Below are 26657 nucleotides of genomic sequence, written 5' to 3'. Positions count from 1 at the left end.
CGCCTACTTCGCCGGATACAGCACCACCTGCACGTAGTTGTTCATGTCGAAATAGCGCCGCGCCGTCTCCTTCAACTCCTCCGCCGTCAGTGCCGTCACGCGCGACTCATAGGTCAGCACCTCGGCCGGATCGGATTGATTGACGAAGGCGTTCATCATCACCGCCATCCAGTAGCCGTTCTCGCGCAGGCCGTTGCGATAGTTCTTCAGCCACGTCGCCTTCACCTTCTCCAGGTCCGAGTCCAGTGCGCCGCTCTCCTTGATCTTGTCGATCTCCGCAAACGTCGCCGCCAGCACCTTGTCGACATTCTCCGGCGCGCAAGGCAAGGTGGCCGTGACCGCGTAGTGCTGGTACGGGATGCGCTCGATACCGCCGCGTATGCCGCCGCTGTACATCGCCCCCATCTTCTCGCGCAGCACCTCGATCAGTTTGATATTCAACACCTCGATCAATGCCTGCAAGCGCATGCGCTCCTGCGCGGAGAACTGCGTCTCGCCGGTGAAGGACAGCGAGATCGTGCTCTTCGGCTCCGAACCCGCATGCACCTCCTTCTTGACCACACCGCGCACCGGCCGCACGCCCTCGTCCTTGAACGCCACGGGAATGTCGCCCACCGGCAGGCTGGCCAGATAGGTGGCGATCAGCGGCTTGACCTTCTCGACATCGAAACTGCCCGCCACGAAGAAGGTAAAGCCCTTGGCGCTGGACATGCGGCTGCTGTACAGGTCCACCGCGCGGTCCATGCCCAGCTGGTCGAAGTCGGCGGGCTTCGGCGCCCGCTGCACGCGCGGGTTGTTGTTGTACAGCGTAGCCGTGATCGTATCGCCCAGGATGGACTCGGGCCGCGCCAAGTTGTTCTTCGCCAGTTCGCGCTGGCGGTCGACATAGGCGCTGTAGATGGCGGGGTCCTTGCGCGGCTGGGTCATGTTCAGGTACAGCAGCTGCAGCATGGTCTCGACATCGCCTTTGCCGGAAAAGCCGTTCGCCATCTCGTTGAGCGAACTGACGCTGGCGCTGGCGGCCGCCGTCTTCCCGGCCAGTACCTTCACCAGATCGCTCGGCGTGTAGTTTTGCACGCCCATCTGGTGCACGATATTGCTGGCGTAGCGCGCGCTGAACAAATCCTGGTCGCCCAGCAGCGACCAGCCGCCGAACCGCAAGCCTGTCACGATCACCTGGTCGTTATTGAAGTCGGTAGGCTTCAGCACCACCTTCACGCCGTTGCTCAGCACAAGCTCGGTCATTCCGAGTTTGGCATTGACGGTCTGGCTGACGATGCTGCCGGCCTTGGGCGGAACCGGCATCAGCTGGCTGGCGTACACCTTCTCCTCCCGCGCACTGACGCTGATTTTCTCGGCGGCGCTGGCCACGGCCAGCAGCTCCTCGGCCTTCGGCGTGAGCGCCCCCGCCGCAGCGGTGCCGGAGTAGACCACCAGCTTGTTCTGGCTGTCGGGGATCGCCGCGCGCACGGCGGCATTCACCTCCGACAGCGCGATGCCCGGTATCAGCTCGTTGGCGTAGCGGTACTCCGCGGCGATGCCGGGGATGCTTTCCTTGTCGAGGAAGTTGCGGATGTACTCCGCCGCGTAGCCGGACGAATCGGACTTGTCACGCTCGTTGTACATGCGCTCGAAGTTGCGCAGCAAGCCTTTCTTGGCGCGCTCCAGTTCGGACTCGGTAACGCCGTACTGGCGCGCGCGCTGGTCTTCCTGCACCAGCGCGTTGATGGCCGGCGTCACGCCGCCCTTGCCCAGCACAGCGCCGGCGACGAAGGAGCGATAGCCGCGCATCACGCCACTCATGCCGCTGAAGCCTTGCAGGAACGGCGGATTGGCCTGCTGCGTCAACTCATGCATGCGCTGGCCGAGGATGAAACCGTAGATATTCTCGATCATCTTCTGCCGGTAATCGGCGATCGTGGTGCCTGGCTGCCATGCCTGGATCGGATAGCGGATGAAGACCGAATTGGTGCCGATCTCCTTGTCGGTAAAGACCACGCCCTCAGGCTCGGCGCGCTCCGGAATCCTGGCATACTCGCGCGGCCGTTCGTTCTGCGGATTTTTCAACTTCCCGAAATGCTGCACGATCAGCTGCTCGGCATCGGCCGGCTCGATATCGCCGACCACCACCACCGCCATCAGGTCCGGCCGATACCAGTCGCGGTAGAAGCGCTTGATGGCGTCGTACTTGAAGTTCTTGAGGACGTCCTCTTTGCCGATGGGTAGCCGCTGCGCATAGCGCGAGCCGTTCAGCACCTTCGGCAGCACCACCTTGTTCATGCGGTCGTCCACGCCTTTACCCAGCCGCAGCTCCTCCAGCACGATGCCACGCTCGCTGTCGATATCGGCATCGTTGAAGGACAGCCCGTGCGCCCAGTCCTCCAGCACCTGGAAGCCCTGCTCCACCACCTCGCGCTTCTCGGTCGGTATCGGCAGCACGTAGACGGTTTCGTTGAAGGTGGTGTAGGCATTCAGGTCGGCGCCGAACTTCACGCCTATCGTCTGCAGATAGGACACCAGTTCATTGCGCTTGAAATGGGTCGAGCCGTTGAAAGCCATATGCTCGGTGAAGTGCGCCAGGCCTAGCTGGTCCTCGTCCTCCAGGATCGATCCCGCCTTGACCACCAGCCGCAGCTCCAGCTTCTTCTCGGGGCGGGCGTTCTTTTGCACGTAATAGGTCAAGCCGTTGGGCAGCGTGCCCACCTTGACCTGCGGGCCGATGGGAATCTGATCGTTCAAATTCAGCGGCGGCTGATCGACGGCTTGCGCCATGAGAGTACACGCCAGCAGAACGGCGGCGGTGGCGCTACGCATTGTCATCAGCTTCATACCCATTGCAATTTTAGGAAGGAAAAAGCTACCTTACACCGAAATTCTTAATTTGGGCTAGAATCCTCGCTCGCCTGCCAGCCGGCAGGTGTTAACGACGTCTTCGGGGCGGGGTGCGATTCCCCACCGGCGGTAAGGCCAGCGATGGCCAAGCCCGCGAGCGCCTTTGCAATCCATCGCAAAGGGTCAGCAGATCTGGTGCGACTCCAGAGCCGACGGTATAGTCCGGATGAAAGAAGATGTGCGGTGACGCGGCCTCCCGCCCGAGCGATCGGTGTGGCGGGCCGCGCGTATTCGCTTGCCCTGTCGCGTTTTTCGCCAATTTTGCGAGGAGCGTTCCACATGTTTGACCAACAATCCGCAGTATCCCCCTATTCCCTCGTTTCGGACGACCTGGAAGGCCGTATCGCCGCGGCGCTGGACGCCATGCGCGCCGGCGTGCCGGTGATCCTGCTCGACGATTTCGACCGCGAGAATGAAGCGGACCTGATCGTCGCCGCCGAAAAAATCACCGTGCAGTCGATGGCGATGATGATCCGCGAATGCAGCGGCATCGTCTGTCTCTGCCTGAGCGCCGACAAGGTGCGTGCGCTGGAACTGCCGATGATGGCCGCCGATAACGGCAGCCGTTACGGCACGCCGTTCACGGTGTCGATCGAAGCGCGCGAGGGCGTCACCACCGGCGTCTCGGCGGCCGACCGCGTCACCACCATCCGCACCGCCATCGCGGCGGACGCCGTGCCGCATGACCTGGTCCATCCAGGCCACGTCTTCCCGCTGCGCGCCACACCGGGTGGCGTGTTGGCCCGCCAAGGCCACACCGAAGGCTCGGTGGACCTGGCGACGATGGCGGGCCTCAACCCCGCCGCCGTGCTGTGCGAACTGATGAACCCAGACGGCACCATGATGCGCGGCGCCGACATCGAAAGCTTCGCCGAACTGCACGGCATGCCCATCCTGACCATCGCCGAGATGATCGAATGGCGCCGTAAGCATGGCGTTTAAACCGGCTTGCCCAGTTTGACGTAGCGGTACACCAGCAACAGCGCCCCGGCGTATGCCGCCGTAATCAGGCAGAACGACAGCGGCAGACGCCAGGCCCACTCGGGCGCCATATGCATCACGGTGCCCATCATCGCCACGCCGACCAGGGCGCCGATCTGACGATTGGCGTTCAGCGCGGCGGCGGCGCTGTTGGAGTGCGCCTTGCCGGCCACCAGCATCACGGTCGCCGTCATGCCCGGAATCGCGATGCCGATGGCGAAATTCATCACCACCGCACCCAACACCAGCAGCCAGTATGGCGTTTGCGGCCTCAAGCCGACCAGCATCACAAACGCCATGATCAAGCCCACCATCAAGCCATACAGCATCGGCGGCCGCGTGCCGACACGCGCCGTGATGCGCCCCGAAGTCAGGTTGCCGACAGCGAAAGCGGCCATCATCGGTATCAGCTTCAAGCCCGTATGCAGCGCATCCGCGCCGGACTGCTGGATGAAAAGGCTCAGCAGGAACAGCTGGCCGAACACCGCGAAGTTAATCAGGAAGCCGACGCCATTGGCCGCCGCGAAGGCCGGCGTATCGAACAGCGCCCGTGGCAGCAAGGGATGCGCGCCGTTGCGTTCGCGCCGCACCAGCATGAAGGCCGCCAGCACCGTCGCAGCAGCCGCGCCAAGCACCGGCGCCGAAGCCCAGCCCAGCGCCGGGCCTTCGATCAGCACAAAGCTCAGCGCCGCCAGCGCTACCACGCCCAGCAAATGGCTCAGCATCGACAGCGCGCGCTCATGGCGCGGCGTGGCCGGCGCCACCACCTGCGTCAGCACGATGCCGAGCAGGCCGATAGGCACGTTCACCCAGAACACGCTGCGCCAGCCGAACGAGTGCACCAGCAGGCCGCCCACCAGCGGACCGGCCGCCGACGAGCAGCCGACGATGGCCGACCACGTCCCCAGCATGCGCGCGCGGGTGGCCTGGTCCTCGTAGGCATGCGTCAGCAGACTGAGGGAACTCGGCATGAACAGCGCCGCGCCGGCGCCCTGCAGCAGGCGCGCTGCGATCAGCGCATTGCCGCTGGGGGCCACGGCGCACAGCACGGAACCGAGGATGAACACACTCAGGCCGCCTTGGTAGACGTTCTTCGGACCGAAGCGGTCGGCCAGCGCACCGCCTGCCATCAGCAGCGCGGCGAAGGTCAGCGTGTAGCCGTCCACCACCCAAACCAGGCCGGTAAGCGGCACGCCCAGGTTGACGGAGATATCGGATAAGGCGGTATTGACGGCGGTGACATCGATCATCGCCATCACAAAGCCTACGGCCAGTGTCATTAACACCAGCAAGGCGGGAATCTGGCGCGGCTGGATCGCCGGCGCCACGGAGACAGGGGTAGTCATGGTGCGTCCTTTGGAGAGATGCGCCGATGTTAGCCCTCTTGCATGATGCAGTAAATACGCATAACATCGGCACTCCGATGCAAAAATGCATCACACCCGGACACGCCGCATGGATTGGGACAACGCCAGGATTTTCCTCGCCATCTACCGCAAAGGCACGCTGCGCTCGGCCGCCGCCTTCCTCGATATCGACCAGGCCACCGTCGGCCGCCGCCTCAACGCGCTGGAAGCATCGCTGGGCGCACGGCTGTTCCTGCGCACGCCGTCCGGCTACCTGGCCACGCCGGCCGGCGAACTCGCCGTCACCGCCGCCGAATTGATGGAGCGCGCGGCCCTGCAGTTCCAGCGCGAGATGCAGGGCATCGACAATCGCCTGTCCGGCACCGTGCGCGTCGCCACCTCGGACACCATCGCCAGCCACTCGGTGCTGGGCGCCATGCAGCGGCTGCACGTCATGCATCCCGAAATCCGCGTGGTCCTGAGCACCAGCACCGAGATCAGCAACCTGACGCGGCGCGAAGCAGAACTGGCGGTGCGCACGCTCAAACCCACCAGTCCCGACCTGATCTCGCGCCACCTGGCCCGGCGCAGCATGGGCCTGTACGCCACGCCGGCCTATCTGTCCCAACGCGGCATGCCGGTGCCCGGCAACGGCATGCAGGGCCACGACATCATCGTCTACCAGGGTTCGGTGGCGCCGCGCCACAAGGAGAAGCTGTGCCTGGAGCCGATCGCCAACGCCCGCGTGGCGATCGAAGTCAATAGCGGCATGGTCATGCTGGACGCAGCCCGGCGCGGCATGGGCGTGGCCGAACTGCCTTGCCACATGGCCGACGGCGATCCGCAGCTCACGCGCGTCTGGCCCGAACGGGTCGACCACTACGAGGTCTGGCTGGTGATGCACACCGACCTGAGTCGCAGCGCCCGCGTGCGCGCCACGGCCGACGCCATCATCGCCACCTTCGCGGAAGAGGAATAGGCGCGCGGCCGTGCCGGACACCTTACCAAGCCATCGCGGTGCTAAGATGCCAACATGAGCATGGACGCATCTATCCCCCCGGCGCTGCGGCGCCTGATCCGCGCAACCGTCGCCTGGCTGAACAGCTGGTGGCGGCTGCTGCAATTCGCCGTGCTGATGCTGCCTCTGGCCTTCAGCCCGGCCAGCTATCGCGGCGCCAACCGCAACCTGCTGGCGCGGCACATCGTGCGCGACACCGCCCCCAACCTGGCCTGGTATGGCGTTCTGTCGGCGCTGGTCAGCCTCGTATTGATCCGCATCGTGGTCGTCACCTCGCAGAGCTACGGCCTCTCCCGCTTCGCGCTGGAGATGGTGGTGCGCGTGCTGGTGCTGGAGCTGATTCCGCTGACCGCCGCAGCCTTCGTCGCGCTGCGCACCACCCTGCCCGCCGGACTGGAATTCTCGCAAAGCCGCAGCAACGCCGACAACACCAGCGAGGCGGAACTGCGCCAGGAATTCTTCCCGCGCGTGGCGGCCGGCGTATTCGCCGTGTGGATGCTGGCTGCCGTCAGCTGCGTGATGACGCTGGTCCTGGCTTATCTGACGCTGTACGGCTTCACGCCATGGGCGCTGCCGGGCTACACGCGCGTGGTCGGCCAGGTGTTCAATCCGGCGGTTGCGCTGATCCTGGTGTTGAAGATCGTCTTCTTCAGTTTCGCGGTCGGCCTGATACCGATGGCCTCCTCCTTCTACTTCAGCAGCAGCTACCGCGCCAAGGTAACGCACGGCCTGTACGACATGGTGCGCCTGTTCGCCGTGATGCTGCTGATCGAAATCGCCTCCTTGATGGGCAACTACTACTGAGCGGAATAAAGCGATGACAGAACAGACAAACGAAGCGGCGCCGGTGCGCAACGCGGAATTCAAGGCGGCCTTGCTGCTGGTGCTGATGGTGGTGCTGGTGGCCGGTTCGGCGCTGTACCTGATGTACGCGCGCGGGGCCTTCGAATCGACGCAGACGCTGGTGCTGCAGGCGGACGATTCGGAAGGCGTCACCGTCGGCATGGACGTCACATTCGCCGGCTTCCCGATAGGCCGCGTGCGCCGCATAGAGCTGGGCAAGGACGGGAAGGCGCGCGTGATCGTCGACGTGCCGCGCAACGACGCGCACTGGCTGCGCAGCTCCAGCATCTTCACGCTGGAGCGCGGCCTGGTGGGCGGCGCCAAGCTGCGCGCCTTCAGCGGCATACCGACCGATCCGCCGCTGGAAGACGGCGCCGCCCGCGCGCTGCTGGTCGGCGATGCCGGCGCCGAAATCCCACGCCTGCTGGCCGCCGCCAAGGATCTGCTGGAAAACCTCAACAAGCTGACGGCGGAAAATTCCGCGCTGGCCGCCAGCCTGGCCAACGTCCAGGGCGTCACCGGCAAGCTCAATGGCCCCGGCGGCGCCATGGGCCTGATCGCCGGCGACGACAAGAACGCCCAACAACTGGTGGAGCGCGCCAACAAGCTGCTGATCACCGTGAACGCGCTGGCCACCAAGGCCGATAGCCTGATCGGCCACGCCGATACGCAAGTCTTCGGCAAGCAAGGCGTAATGACGGACGCGCAGGCGACCATCGTGCAGCTTAACGGCCTGCTGGCGGACGCCCGCAACAGTCTGAAGAAAATGGACGCGGTGCTGGTCGAAGCACAGGCCGTAGGCGCCAACGCCAAGGAAGCCACGGCCGATCTGGGTGTGCTGCGGGGCGAGGTGGAAAGCAGCTTGCGCCGGGTGGAACAGCTGGTCAATGAAATCAACCGTAAATGGCCGTTCAAGCGCGACACGGAGATCAAACTGCCATGAAGACTACCGCTCACCTGATTGCAGCACTGACCGCCGCCACGTTGCTGGCCGCCTGCGGCAACAACCCGCCCGTGCCGGATTGGCAGATGAACGCGCAGAGCTCCATCGAGCGCAGCACGTCCGCCTACCTGTCCGGCAACGCCCGCGTGGAAGCGGCCGAATACCAGCGCGCCCGCGCAGCGCTGGCCAGCACCGGCAAGGTCGATCTGATGATACGCGCCGAACTGATACGCTGCGCCGCGCGCGTCGCCTCGCTGGTATTCGAAGACTGCGCCGGCTACGACAAACTGTCGCAGGACGCCAGCCCGGCCGACCGCGCCTACGCCGCCTACCTATCCGGCCGCGCCACCGCCGCCGACATCGCGCTGCTGCCGCCACAGCACCAGCCGGTAGCCGCAGGGAGCATCACCACGCAAGCCATCGCCGACCCGCTCTCGAAACTGGTGGCCAGCGGCGTCCTGCTCCGCACCGGCAAAGCCACGCCGCAAGTACTGAGCGACGCCGTGGACACCGCTTCCACCCAAGGCTGGCGCCGTCCGTTGCTGGCATGGCTGGGCGTCCAGGCCATGCGCGCCGAGAAATCGGGCGATACCGCAGAAGCCCAACGCATCAAACGCCGCATCGATCTCGTCGGCGAAAAACCGTAGGATGCTGACCATCGTCCTATTGCCTGGCATGGATGGAACCGGGAATCTGTTCGCTCCCCTCATCGATGCGCTAAAGGATGAATTCGCAATCACCGTCGTTCCCTATCCTACCCACGAGCCACTGGGCTACAGCGAACTGGAAGCGATCGCGCGCCGGGCATTGCCAACAAGCGGGCAATTCATACTGCTTGGCGAGTCGTTCTCAGGTCCGATCGCCATTTCGATTGCCGCGTCTCGCCCTGAGGGCCTTGTTGGCGTTGTCCTGTGCTGCACCTTTGTGCGCAATCCAAGACCGGTACTCGACGCTATCGGCAGGCTGGCATCCCGCCTGCCGATCAAACTGGCGCCCGCCGCGTTGATAAGCTATACGCTGTTGGGTCGCCAAGCCAGCAAGGCCTTACGCACCTCCCTGGCCGCAGCCATCGCCGCAGTCGAAAGCCGGGTACTGCAAGCCCGTTTGCGCACCGTGCTCACGGTCGATGTCTCGGCCAAACTGAAGACGCTGCAACTGCCGGTCCTCTATATGCAGGCATTGGAAGATCGCGTAGTACCGGCTAGCGCCGGACATGACATCGCAACGCTCTACCCCGCAACGGAGTTGCTGACATTACATGGACCGCATTGCCTCCTGCAGACTGCCGCCACGGAGTCCGCAGCGGCCATCGCCGCTTTTGCGAGGCAGTCAGCACGCGCGGCCAGCATATGATACTGTTTGAGCATGTTCTTTCGTGTACACGGACCTCCATGATTTCCGCCATCGACATCCCGCCACACAGCGAAATATCCCGCCACCTTGACGGCGCCGACTTTTACGACTGCTACGAAACGGCCATCAAGCCAACGCCGCGTTCCGCGCTGGACTTGTATTTGCAAGTGGTGGCAGGCATGCCCGCGTGGATCAACCGCTTGATGGCGCTGCGTAATCGCGTGGTGAGCCTGGTCGGTCTGAAGAACCTTGGCGGCCTTGGCGATGTCAACCCCGCCAAGCCAGCCATCGATTACCGCGTCGGCGACCGCGTCGGCATCTTCACCATCTGCTACCTCAGCGAACAGGAAGTCATTCTCGGCGACACCGACAAGCACCTGCACGTCGAAGTTTCCGTCTGCAAGCTGGAGGACAAGGTAGCCGTCAGCACCGTCGTCCACATCCACAACCTGCTGGGCCGCGTCTACATGCTGTTCGTCGCGCCCATGCACCGCCGCATCGTGCCGGCATCGCTGAGGAACGCCCGTTTTCTCTAGGCCGGCTTCTGCTAGAATTCCGGCTCTATGAAAACCCGTCTCGTCTACTCCACCGAAACCGGCCGCATGTGCCCCGACTGCGGCCAGCCGGTCGCCGATTGCAGCTGCAAGGCCGCAGCCAAATCCAAGCCTGCCGGCGACGGCGTCGTACGCGTATCGCGCGAATCCAAAGGGCGCGGCGGCAAGACCGTCACGCTGGTGAAAGGCCTGGCGCTGGACGCCACCGCCCTCGCCCTGCTGGGCAAGCAGCTCCGCAGCGCCTGCGGTTCCGGCGGCACCGTCAAGGATGGCGTCATCGAAATCCAGGGCGACCACTGCGACCTGGTGATGGAAGCCCTGAAAAAACTGGGCCACCAACCCAAGCGCACCGGCGGTTAGCGCGTACGCTGGTTCGACAGATAGATATTGTCGGATTCCAGCTTGCGGCCATCACGCACCGCAACCTGCCAATCTTCGGTGCTCACCACCGCGCCGAAGTTCGAATGGAATACCGTGTTGAAAACGCGGTGGATCTCTTCCGCGCTGACCTTGCCCGCCGCATTCTCATACGGCAGCGCACCGGTGGCATCCTCCAGAACCTCCACTTGCAGGCCGCGATGCTTCGCCTCGAAGATGGTCGATGCATTGCAGTTGTGCGTCATGTAACCGGCGATGGTCAGCGTATCGACGCCACGCTCCTTCAGCCAGTCCGCCAGGTCGGTCCCGGCAAATACGCTGGCCATGCCCTTGTTGATGAAATGGTCGTGCACCCGCTGCGCCACCACGGGATGCACTTTCCAACCGTCCGAGCCCAGCGCAAAGATCGGCGAAGCCTCCGGCGCGTCGTGCTGCACCACCACCACGGGTATGCCGGCTTCGCGCGCGGCATCCATGGCGCGGCCGATATTCGGCAACGAAGTCTCAACCGGTGGATACTCGATCTTCATCTTGCCGGTGAAGTATTCGTTCTGGACGTCGATCACGATCAAGGCACGGCGTGGGGTTGCGGTCATGTTGTTCTCCTGTAGGATAAGGCGGAAGCGCCCGGTGAGTGACATTCTGCGCCGCCGCGGCCTTATCCAAAAGTGGCCCGAAGGCCACCATGCGATATAATCAGGCCATGTCGACATCCACCCCGCCCATCCATAAATACCGCATCGCCGTCATCGCCTTCGACGGCATCAACCCATTTCACCTGTCGGTACCATGCCAGGTGTTCGGCGCCCAGCGCGCCGACTGCGGCAGCGCGACCTTCGACGTCAAAGTATGCGCGGAACACCCGGCAGCGCCGCTGAGCACCACGGCAGGCTTCGATATCGTCGCCACCCACAGCCTCGCCGCGCTGACCCGGGCCGACATCGTCATCCTGCCATCCTGGCATGCCGACTGCCGCCCCGCTCCGCCTAACTTGCTGCACGCCTTGCGCCGCGCCCACCAGCGCGGCGCGCAGGTAGTGGGCCTGTGCATCGGTGCGCTTCCGCTGGCCGAAGCCGGCCTGCTGGACGGCTACACGGCCACCACGCACTGGGCCTGCGCCGACACCATGACCACGCGCTACCCCAAGGTCAAGGTCGACCGTGAAGTCCTGTATGTCGATGAGGGGAAGGTGGTAACGTCGGCCGGCGTGGCGGCGGGCCTGGATTGCTGCCTGCACCTGCTGCGGCAGCTATGCGGCGCGGAGGTCGCCAATCGGGTGGCGCGGCAATTGGTGGTCGCACCGCACCGGCAGGGAGGACAGGCGCAGTTCATCGAACGCCCGCTTCCAGTCACCGGCAGCGACGACCGCTTCGCTCAGGTGCTGGCGTGGGTTGGAGAGGATCTGACGCAGAACCACAGCATCGATGCGCTGGCCGAGCGTGCGCTGATGAGCCGCAGGAACTTCACGCGCCACTTCCGCAACGCCACCGGCACCTCGTTCAAGCAATGGCTGCTGAACCAGCGGCTGACCCATGCGCAGCATCTGCTGGAGAGCAGCGAAGTATCGATTGAAGTGGTGGCGCAGCAGGCGGGATTCGGTTCCGCGCTGTCGTTGCGACAGCACTTCCGGGCGGCGCTGCGGACATCGCCGTCCGAGTACCGCAAGCTATACCGCTCCGCCGCGCCGGATTGACGGCGCGAGTTATTACTCGTCCGAAGCCCCAGTTGCAGCCGCCTCGCGCAGCTTGTCCTTCTTGCTCTTGCGCTTGCCCTTGATACCGCCGTTGACGGTATCCGTCACCGAATTGGCCGGCGCAGGCGGCAGCGTCTCCACCGCCTCAAAGCCGGCGATCTGCTCGCGCGGCAGCAAAATATCCTGGCGCTTCTCGATCAGGCGGAAATGCTGCTCCGTCTCCGCGCTGACGAAGTTGATCGCCACGCCGCTCTCGCCCGCGCGGCCCGTACGGCCGATGCGGTGCGTGTAGTCGACCGCCGAACGAGGCAAATCGTAGTTGACCACCGCAGGCAGACGCGCAATGTCGATGCCGCGCGCCGCCACGTCGGTCGCCACCAGCACCTGCAAACGGCTGGCCTTGAAGTCACCCAGCACCTCGGTGCGCGCCCCCTGGCTGAACTCACCGTGGAAGGCGCCGGCGCGGATGCCGTTGCGGTTCAGCTTATCGGCCACATGCTCGGCCGCGTACTTGGTCGCGACGAACACCAGCACCCTGCTCCACTTATGCTCCTGGATCAGATGCTTGAGCAGCATGGTACGGCGCGGCACATCGACCATGATCGCGCGCTGGGCGATATCAGGCTTGCTCACCGGTTCGGACAACACCTCGATGCGCGTAGGCTGATGCAGCATGCCGTCCGCCAGCGCCTGCACCGCAGGCGGGAAGGTCGCCGAGAAGAACAGGTTCTGGCGCTGCTTGGGCAGCAGCTCCAGGATGCGGTTCAATTCTTCGCTGAAGCCCAGGTCCAGCAGGCGGTCGGCCTCGTCCAGCACCAGCATGGCCGTGCGCGAGATCTTCAGCGCATTGTGGTCGATCAGGTCCAGCAGCCGTCCCGGCGTGGCGACCACGATATCGGCGCCGCCGCGCAAGGCCATCATCTGCGGATTGATCGACACGCCGCCGAACACGATGGACACCTTGACCTGCATCGACAAGTGCGAGGCCAGCTTGCGGATCGATTCGCCCACCTGCGCCGCCAGCTCGCGCGTCGGCACCAGCACCAGGCCATGCAGCTGGCGCGGGCCGCTGCGGTTGTCCAGCAGCGACTGCAACAGCGGCAGCGCGAAAGCAGCGGTTTTGCCGGACCCCGTCTGTGCCGCGCCCAGCACATCCTCCCCGCGCAGGATGGCGGGAATGGCGGCGCTCTGGATGGCGGTCGGCTCCTGATAACCGATTTCGGTAACGGCGTTAATCAGTGAGGGAGCAAGGCCCAGCGAAGAAAAAGACATGTTGGCCTTAATAATGTGAATTTGTCGCCAGTATAAAGCATGCGCGCCACACCCCGGCCGCTGCGATTTGCCCTGGACACGCATTCGTGGGAATATAGTATTTTCGACAAAGCCTACGAACATGATCAACTGGGACGCCCACGCTTGCCTGCCGCAGCATCCGCAGGCCGACTTCACGCCCGTCCAGCGGCTGCACGCCGCCGGGGTGAACTACGTCTCGCTCAATGTCGGCGGCGACATGAATCCAATTTCGCAAGTGATGTCGGTCATCGCCGGTTACCGCGCCACCATCGCCTCAGATCCCGACCGTTACGTGCTCGTTTCGAGCGTGGACGACGTGATCCAGGCCGCCGCCGACGGCCGCATGGCCATCAGCTTCGACCTGGAAGGCGCGATGCCGCTGCTCGAACAGCCGGAGATGGTGGCCCTGTACGCCCAGCTGGGCGTGCGCCAGATCCACTTCGCCTACAACCGCAACAACAGCGTCGCCGACGGCTGCCACGACCTGCCGCGCGGCCTGACCCCGCTGGGCCACAGCATGGTGGCGGCGGTCAACGACGCCGGCATGCTGATGGACTGCTCGCACACGGGCCGCATGTGCAGCCTCGATATCATGGCCGCGTCGTCGCAGCCGGTGATCTTCAGCCACTCGAATCCCCACGCGCTGGTGCCGCACGGCCGCAACGTCACCGATGAACAGATACGCGCCTGCGCCGCCACGGGCGGCGTGGTGTGCATATCCGGCCTGTCGTGGTTCGTGGGTAAAGAGCATCCGGGCGCCGACGAAGTCGCGCGCCACGTGGCCTATGTGGCGGATCTGGTGGGGGTATCGCATGCCGGTATCGGCCTGGACATCTGCTTCCAGCAGCCCGGCCTGGACGACACGCCGCCCGGCGACTTCGACCCGGGCTACTGGTGGCCCGCCTCCGCCGGCTACAGCGCCGAACGTCCACCGACCTTCACGCCGCCGGAAGTCTGGCGCCAGCTGGCCGCAGCGCTGCGCAAGGTCGGCATGACCGACAGCGAGGCCGAACTGGTCATGGGCCGCAACATGATGCGCGTGGCGCAGCAGGTCTGGAGCAAGCCACAGTCCTTGCTGAAGGCGGCGTGATGACGATCAGGCGCTGAGCGCCTGCATCTCGGCATACAGGTTGGCCTTGCCCTCGAAGCCGATGCCGACAAGGTCCGGCATGGTGATGTAGCCGTTATCGACCGTTACGCCATCCGGGAAGCCACCGAAGGGCTGGAACAGGTCCGGGTACGACTCGTTGCCGCCCAAGCCCAGTCCCGCTGCGATATTGAGCGACATCTGGTGGCCGCCATGCGGGATGCAGCGCTTGCGCGACCAGCCATGCTCGTGCAGCATGTCCAGCGTCCGCAGGTACTCGACCAGGCCATAGCTCAATGCGCAATCGAACTGCAGCCAGTCGCGGTCCGCGCGCATGCCGCCGTGGCGTATCAGGTTGCGGGCGTCCTGCATCGAAAACAGGTTCTCGCCGGTGGCCATCGGCTTATCGTAGTAATTGCGCAGCGTCGCCTGCAATTCATAGTCCAGCGGATCGCCCGCTTCCTCGTACCAGAACAGGTCATACTGCGACAGCGCCTTCGCATACTTGATCGCGGTGTCCAGGTCGAAGCGGCCGTTGGCGTCCACCGCCAGTTTCTGGCCATCGCCCAGAACGCTAAGGATGGAATCGATGCGGCGCAGGTCTTCATCCAGCGAGGCGCCGCCGATTTTCTTCTTCACCACCGTGTAGCCTCGGTCGATGTAGCTGCGCATCTCGTCCTTCAGCTTCCCGTGGTCCTGGCCCGGATAGTAGTAGCCGCCCGCCGCATAGACGAAGATCTTGCGGTCCGGCCTACCGTTGCCGTAACGGTCGGTCAGCAGCTGGAACAGCGGCACGCCTTCAATCTTGGCCACTGCATCCCACACCGCCATGTCGATGGTGCCGATGGCGACCGAACGTTCGCCATGGCCGCCCGGCTTCTCGTTGGTGAACATGCAGTTCCAGATCTTGTGCGGATCGAGGTTGGTGCCGGCGTCGTTCATCAGCGAGATCGGATCGGCTTCCAGGATGCGCGGGATGAAACGCTCGCGCATCAACATGCCCTGCCCATAGCGGCCGTTCGAGTTGAAGCCGTAGCCCACCACCGGCTTGCCGTCGCGGATCACGTCCGTGATCACCGCCACCAGGCTCAAAGTCATCTTGCTGAAATCGATGTAGGCGTTGCGGATGGGGGAACTGATAGGGATGGTCTTTTCGCGGATCTCGACGATTTTCATGGTGCTGTCTCCAGAGGGCTAAGAATGGGATCAAGCTTACTATTGAAAAGCAGTCGTATAATTCACTGACATTTACTCCTTTATACACTTCAAGTGAATAATGACATCGTCTCAGAATTGTCCTTCTTCGTGCTGCTGGCGAAGCTGGGCAGCCTTTCCGCCACCGCGCGCGAACTGGGCATCACGCCGCCGGCCGTCACCAAGCGCCTGATGCTGATGGAGCAGCGCCTGGGCGTGCGTCTGCTGAACCGCACCACGCGCCGCGTCAGCCTGACCAGCGAAGGCGAAACCTACCTGTCGCAAGCCGCCCGCATCCTCGGCGACATCCGCGACATGGAGGAATCGGTATCGAGCAGCCGCGCCGCGCCCAAGGGCCTGCTGCGCGTGAATGCCACGCTGGGTTTCGGCCGCACCACCATCGCGCCGCTGGTCTCCGCCTTCGCGCGCCGCTATCCGGACGTGGAAGTTCAATTGCAGCTGACCGACCGCGCCATCAACCTGGTGGAAGACGCCTACGACCTGGGCATCCGCTTCGGCGAACTGCCCGATACGCGCCTGGGTGCGCGCAAGATCCTGTCCAACCGGCGCTTCCTGTGCGCCTCGCCGGCCTACCTGAAGCGGCGAGGCACGCCGCACCTGCCGCAGGACCTGGTACAGCACAATTGCATCCTGCACCGCCAGAATAACGATACCTACAGCACCTGGAAGCTGCAAAAGGGCCGCAAGGCCGAGACGGTGAAGGTACACGGCAGCCTGTCCAGCAACGACGGCGACGTGGTGCTGGGCTGGGCGCTGGACGGCCACGGCATCCTGCTGCGCTCCGAATGGGACGCCGCCAAATACCTCGACAGCGGCCGCCTGCAGGTGGTGCTGGCCGATTACACGCTGCCATCGGCCGACCTGTACGTCTATTATCCGAGCCGGCAGCAGCAGCCGGCCCGCGTGCGCGCCTTTATCGACTTCCTCGCGGAGAGCATTCCGGCAACGGCAAACAAACGCCATCGGATATAATGACAACATGATCGAAATGGCAAAACGACAAACGCTGCACATCTGGATAGCCTTGCTGGCCATCCTGTTCAGCGCACTCGCGCCTTCGATTTCGCATGCACTGGCCGCAGCCGGCGCCGACACTGTGGAAGTCTGCACGGTGAACGGCTACAAGCTGGTCAAGCTCGCCCCCGGCGACAACAGCAAGGCCCCGGCATCCGCCAAGCACGGCATGGAGCATTGCGCATTCTGCGCCACCCATGGCGGCTCCGACGCCATCCGCACCGCACCGGCTACAGTGCTGCTTGCGGATGGCGGCCGCGCTATCTACCCTTCCCTCTTTTACGCCGCCCCGCAGCCGCTACACGCATGGTCTGCGGCTCATGCGCGCGCACCGCCCACCCTCGTCTGATCCCTGCCCACGTGCGCACTTTTGTGCGCCAAGTCAATCTGTTTGACGAGGATAGCAATGAGCTCATCGTATTCTGCTACGGCCGCGGCACCGCGCGCCGGCCTGTATCGACGCATCTGGCGCTGGCATTTTTTTGCCGGCCTGGTTTGCGTACCTTTTATTTTTTCACTGGCGGTCACTGGCGCCATGTACCTGTTCCATCGCCAGATCGACGACCTGGTCTACGCCCCGCAGATGCTGCGCGCGCAGGCCAGCAATATCACGCAGCCGCCGTCACGGCTGATCGCCGCCGCGTTGCAATCCTATCCGGGGCGGCCCAAGGCACTCAACCTGCCTGCAGACGACCGGCACAACGCGCAGGTGGACGTGATCCGGCCCGACGGCGGCACGCTACAGGTGTTTGTCGATCCCGCCACCGCGACGGTTGCAGGCGCCATCGCCGAAGACCAGCGCATCATGACCATCGTGAAGCACATTCATTCGTTGGCCATCGCCGGTGACGGCGGCAAGGTGGTGATTGAAATCGTCGCTGGCTGGATCATCGTCCTGATGTCCACCGGCGTCTATCTGTGGTGGCCGCGTGGCCGTCGCGTGGGCGTGGTGTCGATACGGCCGGGAGCCGAGGGGCGAACGTGGTGGCGCGATCTGCATGCCGTCACCGGCGCCTTCGGCGGCATCGTCATCCTGTTCCTGGCGCTGACCGGCATGCCATGGTCGGTTTTTTGGGGCGCAAACGTCAACGCATGGCTGACCGCGCACGATCTGGGCGTCCCGAATGGCATGTGGCGAGGAGTGCCCAAATCCACGCTGCCCGCACGCGCCCTGGGCGAACTGCCGTGGACCCAGCAGCAACTCGCCGTTCCCGAATCGGACGATCCGCATGCACATCACAAGGCCATGGCGCACGAGGCCAGCACCAACGACTATGCCCTGTTGAGCCACCCCGGCACGGCCAGCCCGGAAGCCGTCGTCGCGCAACTGGCGTCGATCGGCATCGATCGCGGCTACCGGCTTGCGCTGCCGCGCGATACCCGTGGCGTCTACAGTGCGATCCGCAGCACCGGCCGCACGGAGGACCAGCGCGTGATTCACATCGACCAATACAGCCGCAAGGTGCTGATGGATATCGGCCCCGAACGCATCGGCGCGATAGGCCGCATCACCGAATGGGGCGTCAGCGTGCATCAGGGCGGAGAGTATGGCACGCCCAACCTGCTGCTCATGCTGGCCGGCTGCCTGGCGCTGATCGCCCTGTGCATCAGCGGCATCGTCATCTGGTGGAAGCGCCGCCCCGTCGGCAGGCTGGCCGCGCCCGAGCGCCGCAACAGTGATCAGCTGGCGCGGGGCGTCGTGCTGATCGCCGTAGTGCTGGGCTGCTGCTTCCCGCTGCTCGGCGCATCCATGCTGGCCGCGCTGCTGCTCGATACGCTGATCACCGCGCTGCGCCGCCATCCTCAAACAAACTATCAATAACAGTAGCAAAAGGATTCACCATGAAACAGCACTACCTTACCGCCTGCCTGGCCATCGCCAGCGCCGCCGCTGCAACAGCCAACGCGCAAGCCGCCAACGAAGCGGCCGCCGAGCCGCGCCTCAAAGTCATCGTCTCCGCCATCGGCGAAGGCTGGCTGCAACGACCGAATGCCGTCAGCGATTCCGCGTTGCTGCTCAGCTCAACACCTGGCTACAGCGCGGCGCAGGCTGGCGGCGTCTCCGCCCTGCCCTTCGTCAATGGCCTGGGCGACGACCGCCTCAAGATCCGCATCGACGGCATGGAGATCACCTCCGCCTGCGCCAACCACATGAACGCCCCGCTGTCGTACATCGATCCGAGCCAGGTGGGCCGCATCGAAGTACTGGCCGGCGTAACGCCAGTCAGCGCTGGCGGCGACAGCATAGGCGGCACCGTCACCGTCAAATCCCCCGCACCGGTGTTCGCCGAGACGGCGGACGCACTGCGCAGCACGGGCCGCGTCACCCTCAACGCCGGCAGCAATGGCGTAACGATCAACAGCGGCATCTCGGCCGGCATCGCCAGCGACCGCTGGAGCTTGGGCTACAGCGCAGCCTATGCACGCGGTCATAGCTACGAAGACGGCAACAACCAGCGCGTGCTGGCCAGCCTTTATGAAAGCATCAACCAGTCGGCGATGCTGGCCCTGCGCGGCAAAGACCAACAGCTCACGCTGCGCGCAGGCCTACAGCACATTCCCTACCAAGGCTTCCCCAACCAGTACATGGACATGACGGACAACGACGGCAAGTTCGCCAACCTGGGCTACGTCGGCCGGTTCGGCTGGGGCGAGCTCGATGGCAGCGCCTACTGGCAAAGGACCAACCACGACATGGGCTTCTTCACACCAGAACGGCTCGGCATGATGCCGATGGTGACGCGCGGCCGCAACGCCGGTTACGCGCTCAAGGCCACGCTGCCATGGGGCGACGCCGGCAAGCTGCGCGTCGGGCACGAGTACCATACCTTCCGCCTGGAGGACTACTGGCCCGCCGTCCCCGGTTCGATGATGATGGGGCCACAGACCTACGTGAACATCAACGACGGCCGGCGCGACCGCATCGCGCTGTACGGCGAGGCGGAGACCGTGCATAACGCGCAATGGACATCGCTGCTCGGCGCCCGTTGGGAATCGGTACGCATGGATGCCGGCGATGTGCAGCCCTACGCCAACAACATGATGAACGCCGCCGATGCCGCAGCCGCTGCGGCATTCAACGCCCGCTCGCGCCGTCAGCGCGACAGCAACCTGGATCTGACGGCGCTGGCGCGCTTCGAGGCCGATGCGTCCTCCACGTACGAATTGGCGGCGGCCCGCAAGACCCGCTCGCCCAATCTGTACGAGCGCTACTCCTGGGGGCGCGGCACGATGGCCATGACCATGACGAACTGGTTCGGCGACGGCAACGGCTATGTCGGCAATATCGATCTGAAGCCGGAGACCGCGTACACACTGGGCTTCACCGCGCATTGGCATGGCAGCGGCACGGCGGGATGGTTCGTCAAGCTCAACCCATACTACAACCGCGTGCACGACTATATCGACGTAGATGTCCTGGGACAGTTCAATCCCTACATGCGAATGAGCGCGAACGGTGCGCTGCTGCGCTTTGCCAACCACGACGCCAAACTGTATGGCGCCAACCTGTCCTGGAGCGCGCCGTTGACCAGCAGCCCTTCCTTTGGCTCGTTCACCGTCACCGGCAACGCCGCGTACGCGCGCGGAAAGCGTACGGATGGCGGCGACCTGTATCGCATCATGCCGTTCAACGCCTTGCTGACGCTGGAGCACTCGAACGGCGCGTGGCACAGCCAGATCGAGACTAAACTGGTAGCCCGCAAGGACCGGGTTGACGCGCGCCGCCTGGAACCGGAGACCGCAGGCTATGCCCTCCTCAACGCGCACACCGCCTATCAGGTGCGGAAGAATGTGCGCCTGACGGCTGGCGTCAGCAACCTGCTGGATAAAGCGTATGCCGATCCGCTGGGCGGCGTCTACCTGTCAGGCCTGCGGGCCGACGGCGGCACGCTGCGCGCCCTGCCCGGCCATGGGCGTTCAATAGAACTGGGCATCAGCATCGATCTGTAAGCGGCTCATCGCCTGTGCACCGGCAACCACTGCGCCACGCAGAAGGCCATCTCCGGAACGATAAACAGCCAGAGTAGCGGTGCGCCGGTGACGCTGAGCGTCCAGATCATCCAGGTCGAAAACAGCAGCCGCGCTGCGCCGTCGAAACGGCCGAAGCGCTGCTGCGGATCGCTGATTCGCAGCAGCGCCCACACCAGCACCACACTCCCCAACAGGCAAGCAAACAGCACATGGAACGGCGCGAATGCTGGCAACGCCGCACCGCCCAGCAGTTGATTGATGTCGTCCAGTTGCGTGCGGGCGAAAGCGAAACTCCACGGCGTGGCGAAAGGCGCCGTCACGATCAGATCATAAATGGCGCTACCCAGGACAATTTTGCGGAAGGTGGATGGTGCAAGCATGAGGTCTCCTTGAATATGGTGGAGCCATGCTAAAGCCTGGAGTACACTCCAGGGTCAAACGATATTTGGAGTCCAGGCATGCAAATCGGAGAAATCGCCAGCGCCACGGGCCTAAGCCGCGACACCCTGCGCTTTTACGAGAAGCGCGGCCTGCTGCGCGCGCGCCGCAGCGCCAACGGCTACCGCGACTATCCACCGGAAGCGGTGGACTGGCTGCGCTACATCCGCCTGGCGCAGACGCTGGGCTTCACGCTGGCCGAAATCGAAGCCGACCTGCCGCTGCTGGCTGAACCTGAGTCGTCCGCGCCGCAGTTGCGCGCGGCGCTGGAGCGCAAACTGGAAGACATCGACAAACGCATCGAAGGCCTGCACACCCTGCGAGGCGAACTCACACGAAGATTGGGAGAGGACATGCAGACATGCCCTTTGCAGGCGACATCCTCCCCCCACGACTCGTCTATTTTGCGGCCTTGATAAGCTTGCAGTTATCAGGGCCGAACTCCGACTGGAACTGCAAGACCTGCCCCGCCACTTCCAACGCCTTCATACGCGGCGTCACCAATGTGTACTCCCCCGCCTTGAGCTTGTCGATCAGCGGCTGGCAAGAGCTTTCGTCCGCATCCAGGTTTCCGACCGCCTTCCATTTTCCGTCCGCCTGCTCGGCGTAAAGCGACGGCCTTGTGTAAGGGCCTGCATTAAACAGCAGCACCTCCGGCTTACCATCACCATCGACGTCAATCACCAAGGCGTCGCAAGTGCGCCCGGTCGTGACCAGACATTGGGCCTCCACCGCGTCCGGCATATTGCTCCACTTCTGCGCAAGGAAGCCGGCCGGCAATCTGGCTGTCGCAGGCCACACCTTGACGTTGTCGACGATCGACACCGGCGCCACCTGCTGGCCGCCGTTCCAGCGATTCGTCTCCTTCAATGCCTTGGCGGCCAAGTCGCGTATCAGCGCCGCATCCGGGCCGGTGGTTTGTTGCGACAGGCGCGTTAACGCCTCCTGGCCGTAGCGCCGTCCTTCGAAACGCAAATAGTGGAAGTCGAACTGCGCAGCCTTGGTACGGCCCTTCTCCAGCCGCGCCACCTGGTTGTTCACCGACAGCCGAGCAGGATCGGCGATCGGCGTAAACAACGCCAGCAGCACCGCCAGCACCACGAACGCTGTCGCCACGTTCACCTTGGCGATGGGGCACAGCCATGTCTCGTAGCGGTGCGCCGCCCAGGCATAGCCCAGTGCATAGCAGCTTGCGACCACCAGGCAGGCCGCCGCGATCACGCGGTCCGAGGTCCAGCCATAGTCGTGCACCCGCAAGCCCAGCGCATAGACGGCGATAGCCGTCAGCGGCAGGATCAGCAGCGCGGCCACGCGCGCGCTCACACGCACCACCAGCGCCGCCTTGGCCTGGCCATTCTGGAAGGCCGCGTTAATCAGCACGATCAGCACCGCGTCTGCCGCCAGCAGCAGCGAGGTAGCGTGGCGCGTGGCCCACAGCACATCCAACCCCGTGAACGGCAGCGCGCAAAGGAAGCCGCTGACGATCAGCGCCGCCACCGGCAATATCCACGACAGCAGCACCAGCAGCAGGCTGCGGATGCCGCGCACAATGGCCGGCCGCACGTCCGTGATGTGCATCGCGCACGACCAGGCGAAGCAGATCACCGGCACCACGAACCACGACTCCTCCATCATCTGCTTGAGGAAGCCCAGCTTCACCATCGCAAACAGGCCGCTGCCCATCAACAGCACCAGCCACAGCGAGCCGACAAAGAAGGCCGAGAACATCAGCTGCACCGCCAGCTTCCACGCCAGCTCGAAATAGGTGTGATAGCTGGCGATGCGTCGCTTGTCCGCGGCCCCCGCCATCACCAGCGAGTGGGCGATGTACATGAAGACCGCGCCGAAAACCATCATCGGGCCCGGTATCGACGTGAACGCGCCTTTCGCAAGCTCGCCGGCGCCTCGCGCCAGGCCCGCTTCGCGACTGACGGCATGCAAAGCCATGACCAGCACCACGCCGACAGCAGCCAACATCCACTGCACCACTTTTTTCGGCGCCATGTGGCCCATGGCCGATATCAGCATCGCCGGCAACAGCGCACAGGCCATCAGCAGTGGCGTCATCACATACGGCGCACCGGCCGGCCACCAGCCTCCCCGGTCGGCCTGGTACAGCCAATACAGCAGCGCGCCCTGCGCCAGTCCCGTCGCCAGCCGCAGCGCCATCACGCGCCGGCTGACGCCCGCGCCCAGCATCGTTTCATCCTGTTCCATGCATAACCTCGTCGTGAACCATGGGCCGAAGTATCTCACACGTTTATTATTTGGCATTGATAGCAAGGCTTCTAACCGTCGTATGACGACACCCGTGCGGAGGCGCTATAATGCTTGTCTACCCTGCTCTTTTATCAACGTTCCGCACCCGGTCCGCCAAGTGAATCCACATCTCGACAAGCTGCAACCCTATCCGTTCGAAAAACTGCGCCAGCTGTTTGCGCAGGTGACTGCCAGCCCACAGCACAAGGCCATCAGCCTGGGCATGGGCGAGCCCAAACACCCGACGCCGCAGTTCATCCAGCAGGCGCTGATCGACAATGTGGACGGCCTGGCCAGCTACCCGACCACCATCGGCTCGGACGCGCTGCGCGGCGCCATCGCCGGCTGGCTGGAGCGCCGTTACGGCATCCCCAAGCTGAACCCCGCCACCCAGGTGCTGCCGGTGAATGGCTCGCGCGAGGCGCTGTTCGCGCTGGCGCAGACCGTGATCGATCCGGCCGCAAAATCGCTGGTGGTCAGCCCCAACCCGTTCTACCAGATCTACGAGGGCGCGGCCTACCTGGCCGGCGCCGAGCCGTACTTCGTCAACTCCGACCCGGCCCGCAACTTCGGCTGCGACTACGACAGCATCCCGAGCTCGGTCTGGGAACGCGTATCGCTGCTGTTCCTGTGCTCCCCCGGCAATCCGACCGGCGCCGTGCTGACGTTGACCGACTGGGAGAACCTGTTCGCCCTGTCCGAGCGCTACAACTTCATCATCGCCGCCGACGAGTGCTACTCCGAGATCTACCACGGCGACAAGGCGCCGCTGGGCGCGCTGGAAGCGGCCCACACCCTGGGCCTGTCCACCATCGACAAGCCTTACGCGCGCCTGGTGGTGTTCAGCAGCCTGTCGAAGCGTTCCAACGTGCCGGGCATGCGCTCGGGCTTCGTGGCCGGCGACGCCGACATCCTGAAAAAATTCCTGTTGTACCGCACCTATCACGGCGGAGCCATGAGCCCTTCCGTGCAAGCTGCTTCCATCGCGGCCTGGAACGACGAAACCCACGTCGAACAGAACCGCGAAAAATACCGCGCCAAATTCGCCGCCATCACCCCGCTGCTGCAGGAAGTGCTGCAGGTGGAACTGCCGGACGCCGGCTTCTACCTGTGGGCCGACGTCAGCCAGACCGGCCTGTCGGACACCGAATTCGCCCAGCGCCTGTACGCCGAATATAATGTCACGGTACTGCCGGGCAGCTACCTGGCGCGCGACGCCCACGGCGCCAATCCGGGCCGCAACCGCATCCGCATGGCGCTGGTCGCCGAAACGGAAGAAGGCCTGGAAGCTGCGCAGCGCATTGTCCAATTCTGCAAGTCCCTTAACAAATAATTGAGTAAATCATGAGCCAACAACTCCAGCAAATCATCGACCAGGCATGGGAAGACCGCGCCAACATCAACCCGGGTAACGGCACCGCCGAACTGCGCGACGCGGTTTCGCACGTGATCGCAGGCCTGGACGCCGGCACCATCCGCGTGGCCGAAAAAACCACCGGCGACTGGGTTGTGAACCAGTGGGTCAAGAAAGCCGTGCTGCTGTCCTTCCGCCTGGAGAACAACGTGCAGATGCCGTCCGACGGCACCATGCAGTTCTACGACAAGGTTCCGACCAAGTTCGCCAACTACACCGCCGAAGATTTCGCCAAGGGCGGCTTCCGCGTGGTGCCGCCAGCCGTGGCGCGCCGTGGCTCCTTCATCGCCAAGAACGTGGTGCTGATGCCTTCCTACGTCAACATCGGCGCCTACGTCGATGAAGGCGCGATGGTCGACACCTGGGCCACCGTCGGCTCCTGCGCGCAGATCGGCAAGAACGTCCACCTGTCCGGCGGCGTCGGCATCGGCGGCGTGCTGGAACCTATGCAAGCCAATCCGACCATCATCGAAGACAACTGCTTCATCGGCGCCCGTTCGGAGATCGTCGAAGGCGTGATCGTCGAAGAGAACTCGGTGATCTCGATGGGCGTGTATATCGGCCAGTCGACCAAGATCTACGACCGCGCCACCGGCGAAGTGACCTACGGCCGCGTGCCTGCCGGTTCGGTGGTCGTCTCGGGCAACCTGCCTTCGGAAGACGGCAAGTACTCGCTGTACTGCGCGGTCATCGTCAAGCGCGTGGATGCAAAAACCCGCGCCAAGACCGGCATCAACGAACTGCTGCGCGGTATCTAAGCAGGCAACAAGAACCGGGGACTCATCGTAGTCCCCGTTTTTTTTGATACTGAGGAGAGTGCCATGGCCATGGAGCGACTGTTCCAGCTGATGAAGGAAAAGAACGCGTCGGACATGTTCTTTGCGGTGAATTCGCCGGTACACATCAAGATCAACGGCAACCTGATCCCCATCAACCAGCAAAAGCTTGAGCCGGACAACATCCACTCGCTGCTGTCGGAGATCGCCTCTCCCGCGCAGATGGAAGAACTGGCCGCGACCAATGAGCTGAACATGGGCGTATCGATGCCCAACATGGGCCGCTTCCGCCTCTCCGCATTCAAGCAGCGCGGCACCATCTCCGCCGTATTCCGCTTCGTGCCCGCCACCATTCCGCTGCTGGCCGACCTGCAGCTGCCGCCTGTGCTGGCGGACCTGATCATGGAAAAACGCGGCCTGCTGCTGCTGGTCGGCTCGACCGGCTCCGGCAAGTCCACCACCATCGCCTCGATGCTGGACCACCGCAACGAACTGCGCTCCGGCCATATTCTGACGCTGGAAGACCCGATCGAGTACCTGTTCAAGAACAAGAAGTCCATCGTCAACCAGCGCGAGATCGGCAGCGACGCCAAGGACTTCTACACCGCGCTGCGCAACTCCATGCGCCAGGCGCCGGACTGCATCCTGATCGGCGAGATCCGCGACAAGGAAACCATGGCCGCCGCGCTGGCCTACGCGCAGTCGGGCCACCTGGTGCTGGCGACCCTACACGCCAACAACAGCTATAACGCGCTAAACCGTATTATCAGTTTCTACCCTATCGAGAACCGCGCGGCGCTGCTGCAGGATCTGTCGTCGACGGTGAAGGCCATCGTCTCGCAGCGGCTGGTCCGCTCGATCAACGGCGGCACGCGCACGGCGGCGGTGGAGGTGATGGTCAACACCCGCTACATCTCGGACCTGATCGAAAAAGGCGAAATCGGCCAGATCAAGGAAGCGATGGAGAAGAGCATGTCGCCCGGCTCGCAATCGTTCGAACTGGCTTTGCTCAAACTGGTGCAGGACGGCTTGATCAGCCAGGACGAGGCGCTGGCCAACGCCGATTCCGCCACCAACCTGCTGTGGCTATTGAATAATGGCCCGGACAGCAAGAGCGCCCAGGCCGAGCCGGACGCCAAGCCCGCGCCGGACGAGGCCTCGTTCACCGAGTTCACGCTCAATACCTGA

General features: G+C 64.0%; 25 protein-coding genes and 1 riboswitch. Of the genes, 18 read left to right on the top strand and 7 right to left on the bottom strand.

Annotated features, from left to right (window positions below; all coding sequences use genetic code 11):
* Positions 1-3: 3 nt before the first annotated feature.
* Positions 4-2829: a pitrilysin family protein gene (locus DUGA2_RS09520; protein ID WP_229214648.1), complete on the bottom strand. Its 2826-nt coding sequence runs from the start codon at positions 2827-2829 to the stop codon at positions 4-6.
* A 95-nt stretch (positions 2830-2924) separates the two neighbouring features.
* A riboswitch (FMN riboswitch) is annotated at positions 2925-3074 on the top strand.
* A gap of 97 nt (positions 3075-3171) precedes the next feature.
* Between DUGA2_RS09520 and ribB the strand changes: the two genes are divergently transcribed.
* Positions 3172-3834, top strand: a complete 663-nt coding sequence (ribB, locus tag DUGA2_RS09515; RefSeq protein WP_070269033.1) for a 3,4-dihydroxy-2-butanone-4-phosphate synthase — start codon at positions 3172-3174, stop codon at positions 3832-3834.
* Here ribB and DUGA2_RS09510 read toward each other — a convergent pair.
* Positions 3831-5219, bottom strand: a complete 1389-nt coding sequence (locus DUGA2_RS09510; RefSeq protein WP_070269031.1) for an MFS transporter — start codon at positions 5217-5219, stop codon at positions 3831-3833. The two genes, ribB and DUGA2_RS09510, sit on opposite strands and share 4 nt — an antisense overlap.
* A gap of 109 nt (positions 5220-5328) precedes the next feature.
* On the opposite strand from DUGA2_RS09510, the gene DUGA2_RS09505 reads away from it, so the two are divergent.
* From DUGA2_RS09505 to DUGA2_RS09475, 7 genes are read left to right on the top strand one after another with little or no spacing between them, the layout of a single operon-like run.
* Positions 5329-6198, top strand: coding sequence for a LysR family transcriptional regulator (locus DUGA2_RS09505; RefSeq protein ID WP_070269029.1), 870 nt, complete (start codon positions 5329-5331; stop codon positions 6196-6198).
* Positions 6199-6252: 54 nt separating this feature from the next.
* Complete coding sequence (locus DUGA2_RS09500) at positions 6253-7041, top strand: ABC transporter permease (RefSeq protein WP_070269027.1); 789 nt, start codon at positions 6253-6255, stop codon at positions 7039-7041.
* 13 nt (positions 7042-7054) lie between these two features.
* Entirely contained in the window at positions 7055-8023 is a 969-nt protein-coding gene (locus DUGA2_RS09495) for an MlaD family protein (protein ID WP_008450145.1), read from the top strand.
* On the top strand, positions 8020-8670 hold the full coding sequence (locus DUGA2_RS09490; protein WP_070269025.1) for a hypothetical protein: 651 nt from the start codon (positions 8020-8022) through the stop codon (positions 8668-8670). The genes DUGA2_RS09495 and DUGA2_RS09490 overlap by 4 nt, the downstream gene beginning before the upstream one ends.
* 1 nt (position 8671) lies before the next feature.
* Positions 8672-9376 (top strand): alpha/beta fold hydrolase, encoded by a 705-nt coding sequence (locus DUGA2_RS09485; RefSeq protein ID WP_070269023.1) that lies wholly within the window; start codon positions 8672-8674, stop codon positions 9374-9376.
* Between the two features lie 38 nt (positions 9377-9414).
* A complete protein-coding gene (locus tag DUGA2_RS09480) occupies positions 9415-9912 on the top strand; it encodes a DUF2867 domain-containing protein (RefSeq protein ID WP_070269022.1) in 498 nt (165 codons plus the stop codon).
* A gap of 27 nt (positions 9913-9939) precedes the next feature.
* Positions 9940-10290: a translation initiation factor Sui1 gene (locus tag DUGA2_RS09475; protein WP_070269020.1), complete on the top strand. Its 351-nt coding sequence runs from the start codon at positions 9940-9942 to the stop codon at positions 10288-10290.
* Here the strand turns inward: DUGA2_RS09475 and DUGA2_RS09470 are convergent.
* Positions 10287-10904, bottom strand: a complete 618-nt coding sequence (locus DUGA2_RS09470) for a cysteine hydrolase family protein (RefSeq protein WP_070269019.1) — start codon at positions 10902-10904, stop codon at positions 10287-10289. The two genes, DUGA2_RS09475 and DUGA2_RS09470, sit on opposite strands and share 4 nt — an antisense overlap.
* 107 nt (positions 10905-11011) lie before the next feature.
* Between DUGA2_RS09470 and DUGA2_RS09465 the strand changes: the two genes are divergently transcribed.
* Complete coding sequence (locus DUGA2_RS09465; RefSeq protein WP_070269018.1) at positions 11012-12001, top strand: GlxA family transcriptional regulator; 990 nt, start codon at positions 11012-11014, stop codon at positions 11999-12001.
* A gap of 12 nt (positions 12002-12013) precedes the next feature.
* Here DUGA2_RS09465 and DUGA2_RS09460 read toward each other — a convergent pair whose 3' ends face one another.
* On the bottom strand, positions 12014-13273 hold the full coding sequence (locus DUGA2_RS09460) for a DEAD/DEAH box helicase (protein ID WP_070269017.1): 1260 nt from the start codon (positions 13271-13273) through the stop codon (positions 12014-12016).
* Positions 13274-13394: 121 nt separating this feature from the next.
* On the opposite strand from DUGA2_RS09460, the gene DUGA2_RS09455 reads away from it, so the two are divergent.
* Positions 13395-14384: a dipeptidase gene (locus tag DUGA2_RS09455; protein ID WP_070269015.1), complete on the top strand. Its 990-nt coding sequence runs from the start codon at positions 13395-13397 to the stop codon at positions 14382-14384.
* 6 nt (positions 14385-14390) lie between these two features.
* Here DUGA2_RS09455 and DUGA2_RS09450 read toward each other — a convergent pair whose 3' ends face one another.
* On the bottom strand, positions 14391-15557 hold the full coding sequence (locus DUGA2_RS09450) for a mandelate racemase/muconate lactonizing enzyme family protein (RefSeq protein ID WP_070269014.1): 1167 nt from the start codon (positions 15555-15557) through the stop codon (positions 14391-14393).
* A gap of 93 nt (positions 15558-15650) precedes the next feature.
* On the opposite strand from DUGA2_RS09450, the gene DUGA2_RS09445 reads away from it, so the two are divergent.
* Genes DUGA2_RS09445 through DUGA2_RS09430 form a run of 4 tightly spaced genes read left to right on the top strand, consistent with a single transcriptional unit; the run spans position 15651 to position 20561 of the window.
* A complete protein-coding gene (locus DUGA2_RS09445) occupies positions 15651-16568 on the top strand; it encodes a LysR family transcriptional regulator (protein ID WP_070269012.1) in 918 nt (305 codons plus the stop codon).
* 7 nt (positions 16569-16575) lie between these two features.
* A complete protein-coding gene (locus DUGA2_RS09440) occupies positions 16576-16959 on the top strand; it encodes a DUF2946 domain-containing protein (RefSeq protein ID WP_070269010.1) in 384 nt (127 codons plus the stop codon).
* 57 nt (positions 16960-17016) lie between these two features.
* Complete coding sequence (locus tag DUGA2_RS09435) at positions 17017-18432, top strand: PepSY domain-containing protein (RefSeq protein ID WP_070269009.1); 1416 nt, start codon at positions 17017-17019, stop codon at positions 18430-18432.
* 20 nt (positions 18433-18452) lie between these two features.
* Complete coding sequence (locus DUGA2_RS09430) at positions 18453-20561, top strand: TonB-dependent receptor (protein WP_070269008.1); 2109 nt, start codon at positions 18453-18455, stop codon at positions 20559-20561.
* Positions 20562-20566: 5 nt separating this feature from the next.
* Here the strand turns inward: DUGA2_RS09430 and DUGA2_RS09425 are convergent, their stop codons facing one another.
* On the bottom strand, positions 20567-20962 hold the full coding sequence (locus DUGA2_RS09425; RefSeq protein WP_070269006.1) for a hypothetical protein: 396 nt from the start codon (positions 20960-20962) through the stop codon (positions 20567-20569).
* A 78-nt stretch (positions 20963-21040) separates the two neighbouring features.
* On the opposite strand from DUGA2_RS09425, the gene DUGA2_RS09420 reads away from it, so the two are divergent.
* Positions 21041-21436 (top strand): MerR family transcriptional regulator, encoded by a 396-nt coding sequence (locus DUGA2_RS09420; RefSeq protein WP_070269004.1) that lies wholly within the window; start codon positions 21041-21043, stop codon positions 21434-21436.
* Here the strand turns inward: DUGA2_RS09420 and DUGA2_RS09415 are convergent.
* Positions 21420-23237, bottom strand: coding sequence for a DUF4153 domain-containing protein (locus tag DUGA2_RS09415; RefSeq protein ID WP_070269002.1), 1818 nt, complete (start codon positions 23235-23237; stop codon positions 21420-21422). The two genes, DUGA2_RS09420 and DUGA2_RS09415, sit on opposite strands and share 17 nt — an antisense overlap.
* A 160-nt stretch (positions 23238-23397) precedes the next feature.
* Between DUGA2_RS09415 and dapC the strand changes: the two genes are divergently transcribed.
* From dapC to DUGA2_RS09400, 3 genes are all read left to right on the top strand, one after another.
* Complete coding sequence (gene dapC, locus DUGA2_RS09410) at positions 23398-24612, top strand: succinyldiaminopimelate transaminase (RefSeq protein WP_070269001.1); 1215 nt, start codon at positions 23398-23400, stop codon at positions 24610-24612.
* A gap of 11 nt (positions 24613-24623) precedes the next feature.
* Positions 24624-25451: a 2,3,4,5-tetrahydropyridine-2,6-dicarboxylate N-succinyltransferase gene (gene dapD, locus DUGA2_RS09405; protein WP_008450189.1), complete on the top strand. Its 828-nt coding sequence runs from the start codon at positions 24624-24626 to the stop codon at positions 25449-25451.
* A 63-nt stretch (positions 25452-25514) separates the two neighbouring features.
* Positions 25515-26657: a PilT/PilU family type 4a pilus ATPase gene (locus tag DUGA2_RS09400; protein ID WP_070268999.1), complete on the top strand. Its 1143-nt coding sequence runs from the start codon at positions 25515-25517 to the stop codon at positions 26655-26657.

It is taken from the genome of Duganella sp. HH101 (assembly GCF_001758795.1).
Lineage (GTDB): Bacteria > Pseudomonadota > Gammaproteobacteria > Burkholderiales > Burkholderiaceae_D > Rugamonas > Rugamonas rivuli.
Note: the sequence above shows the minus strand (reverse complement) of the source record. Positions and strands in the feature narration are given on the sequence as shown.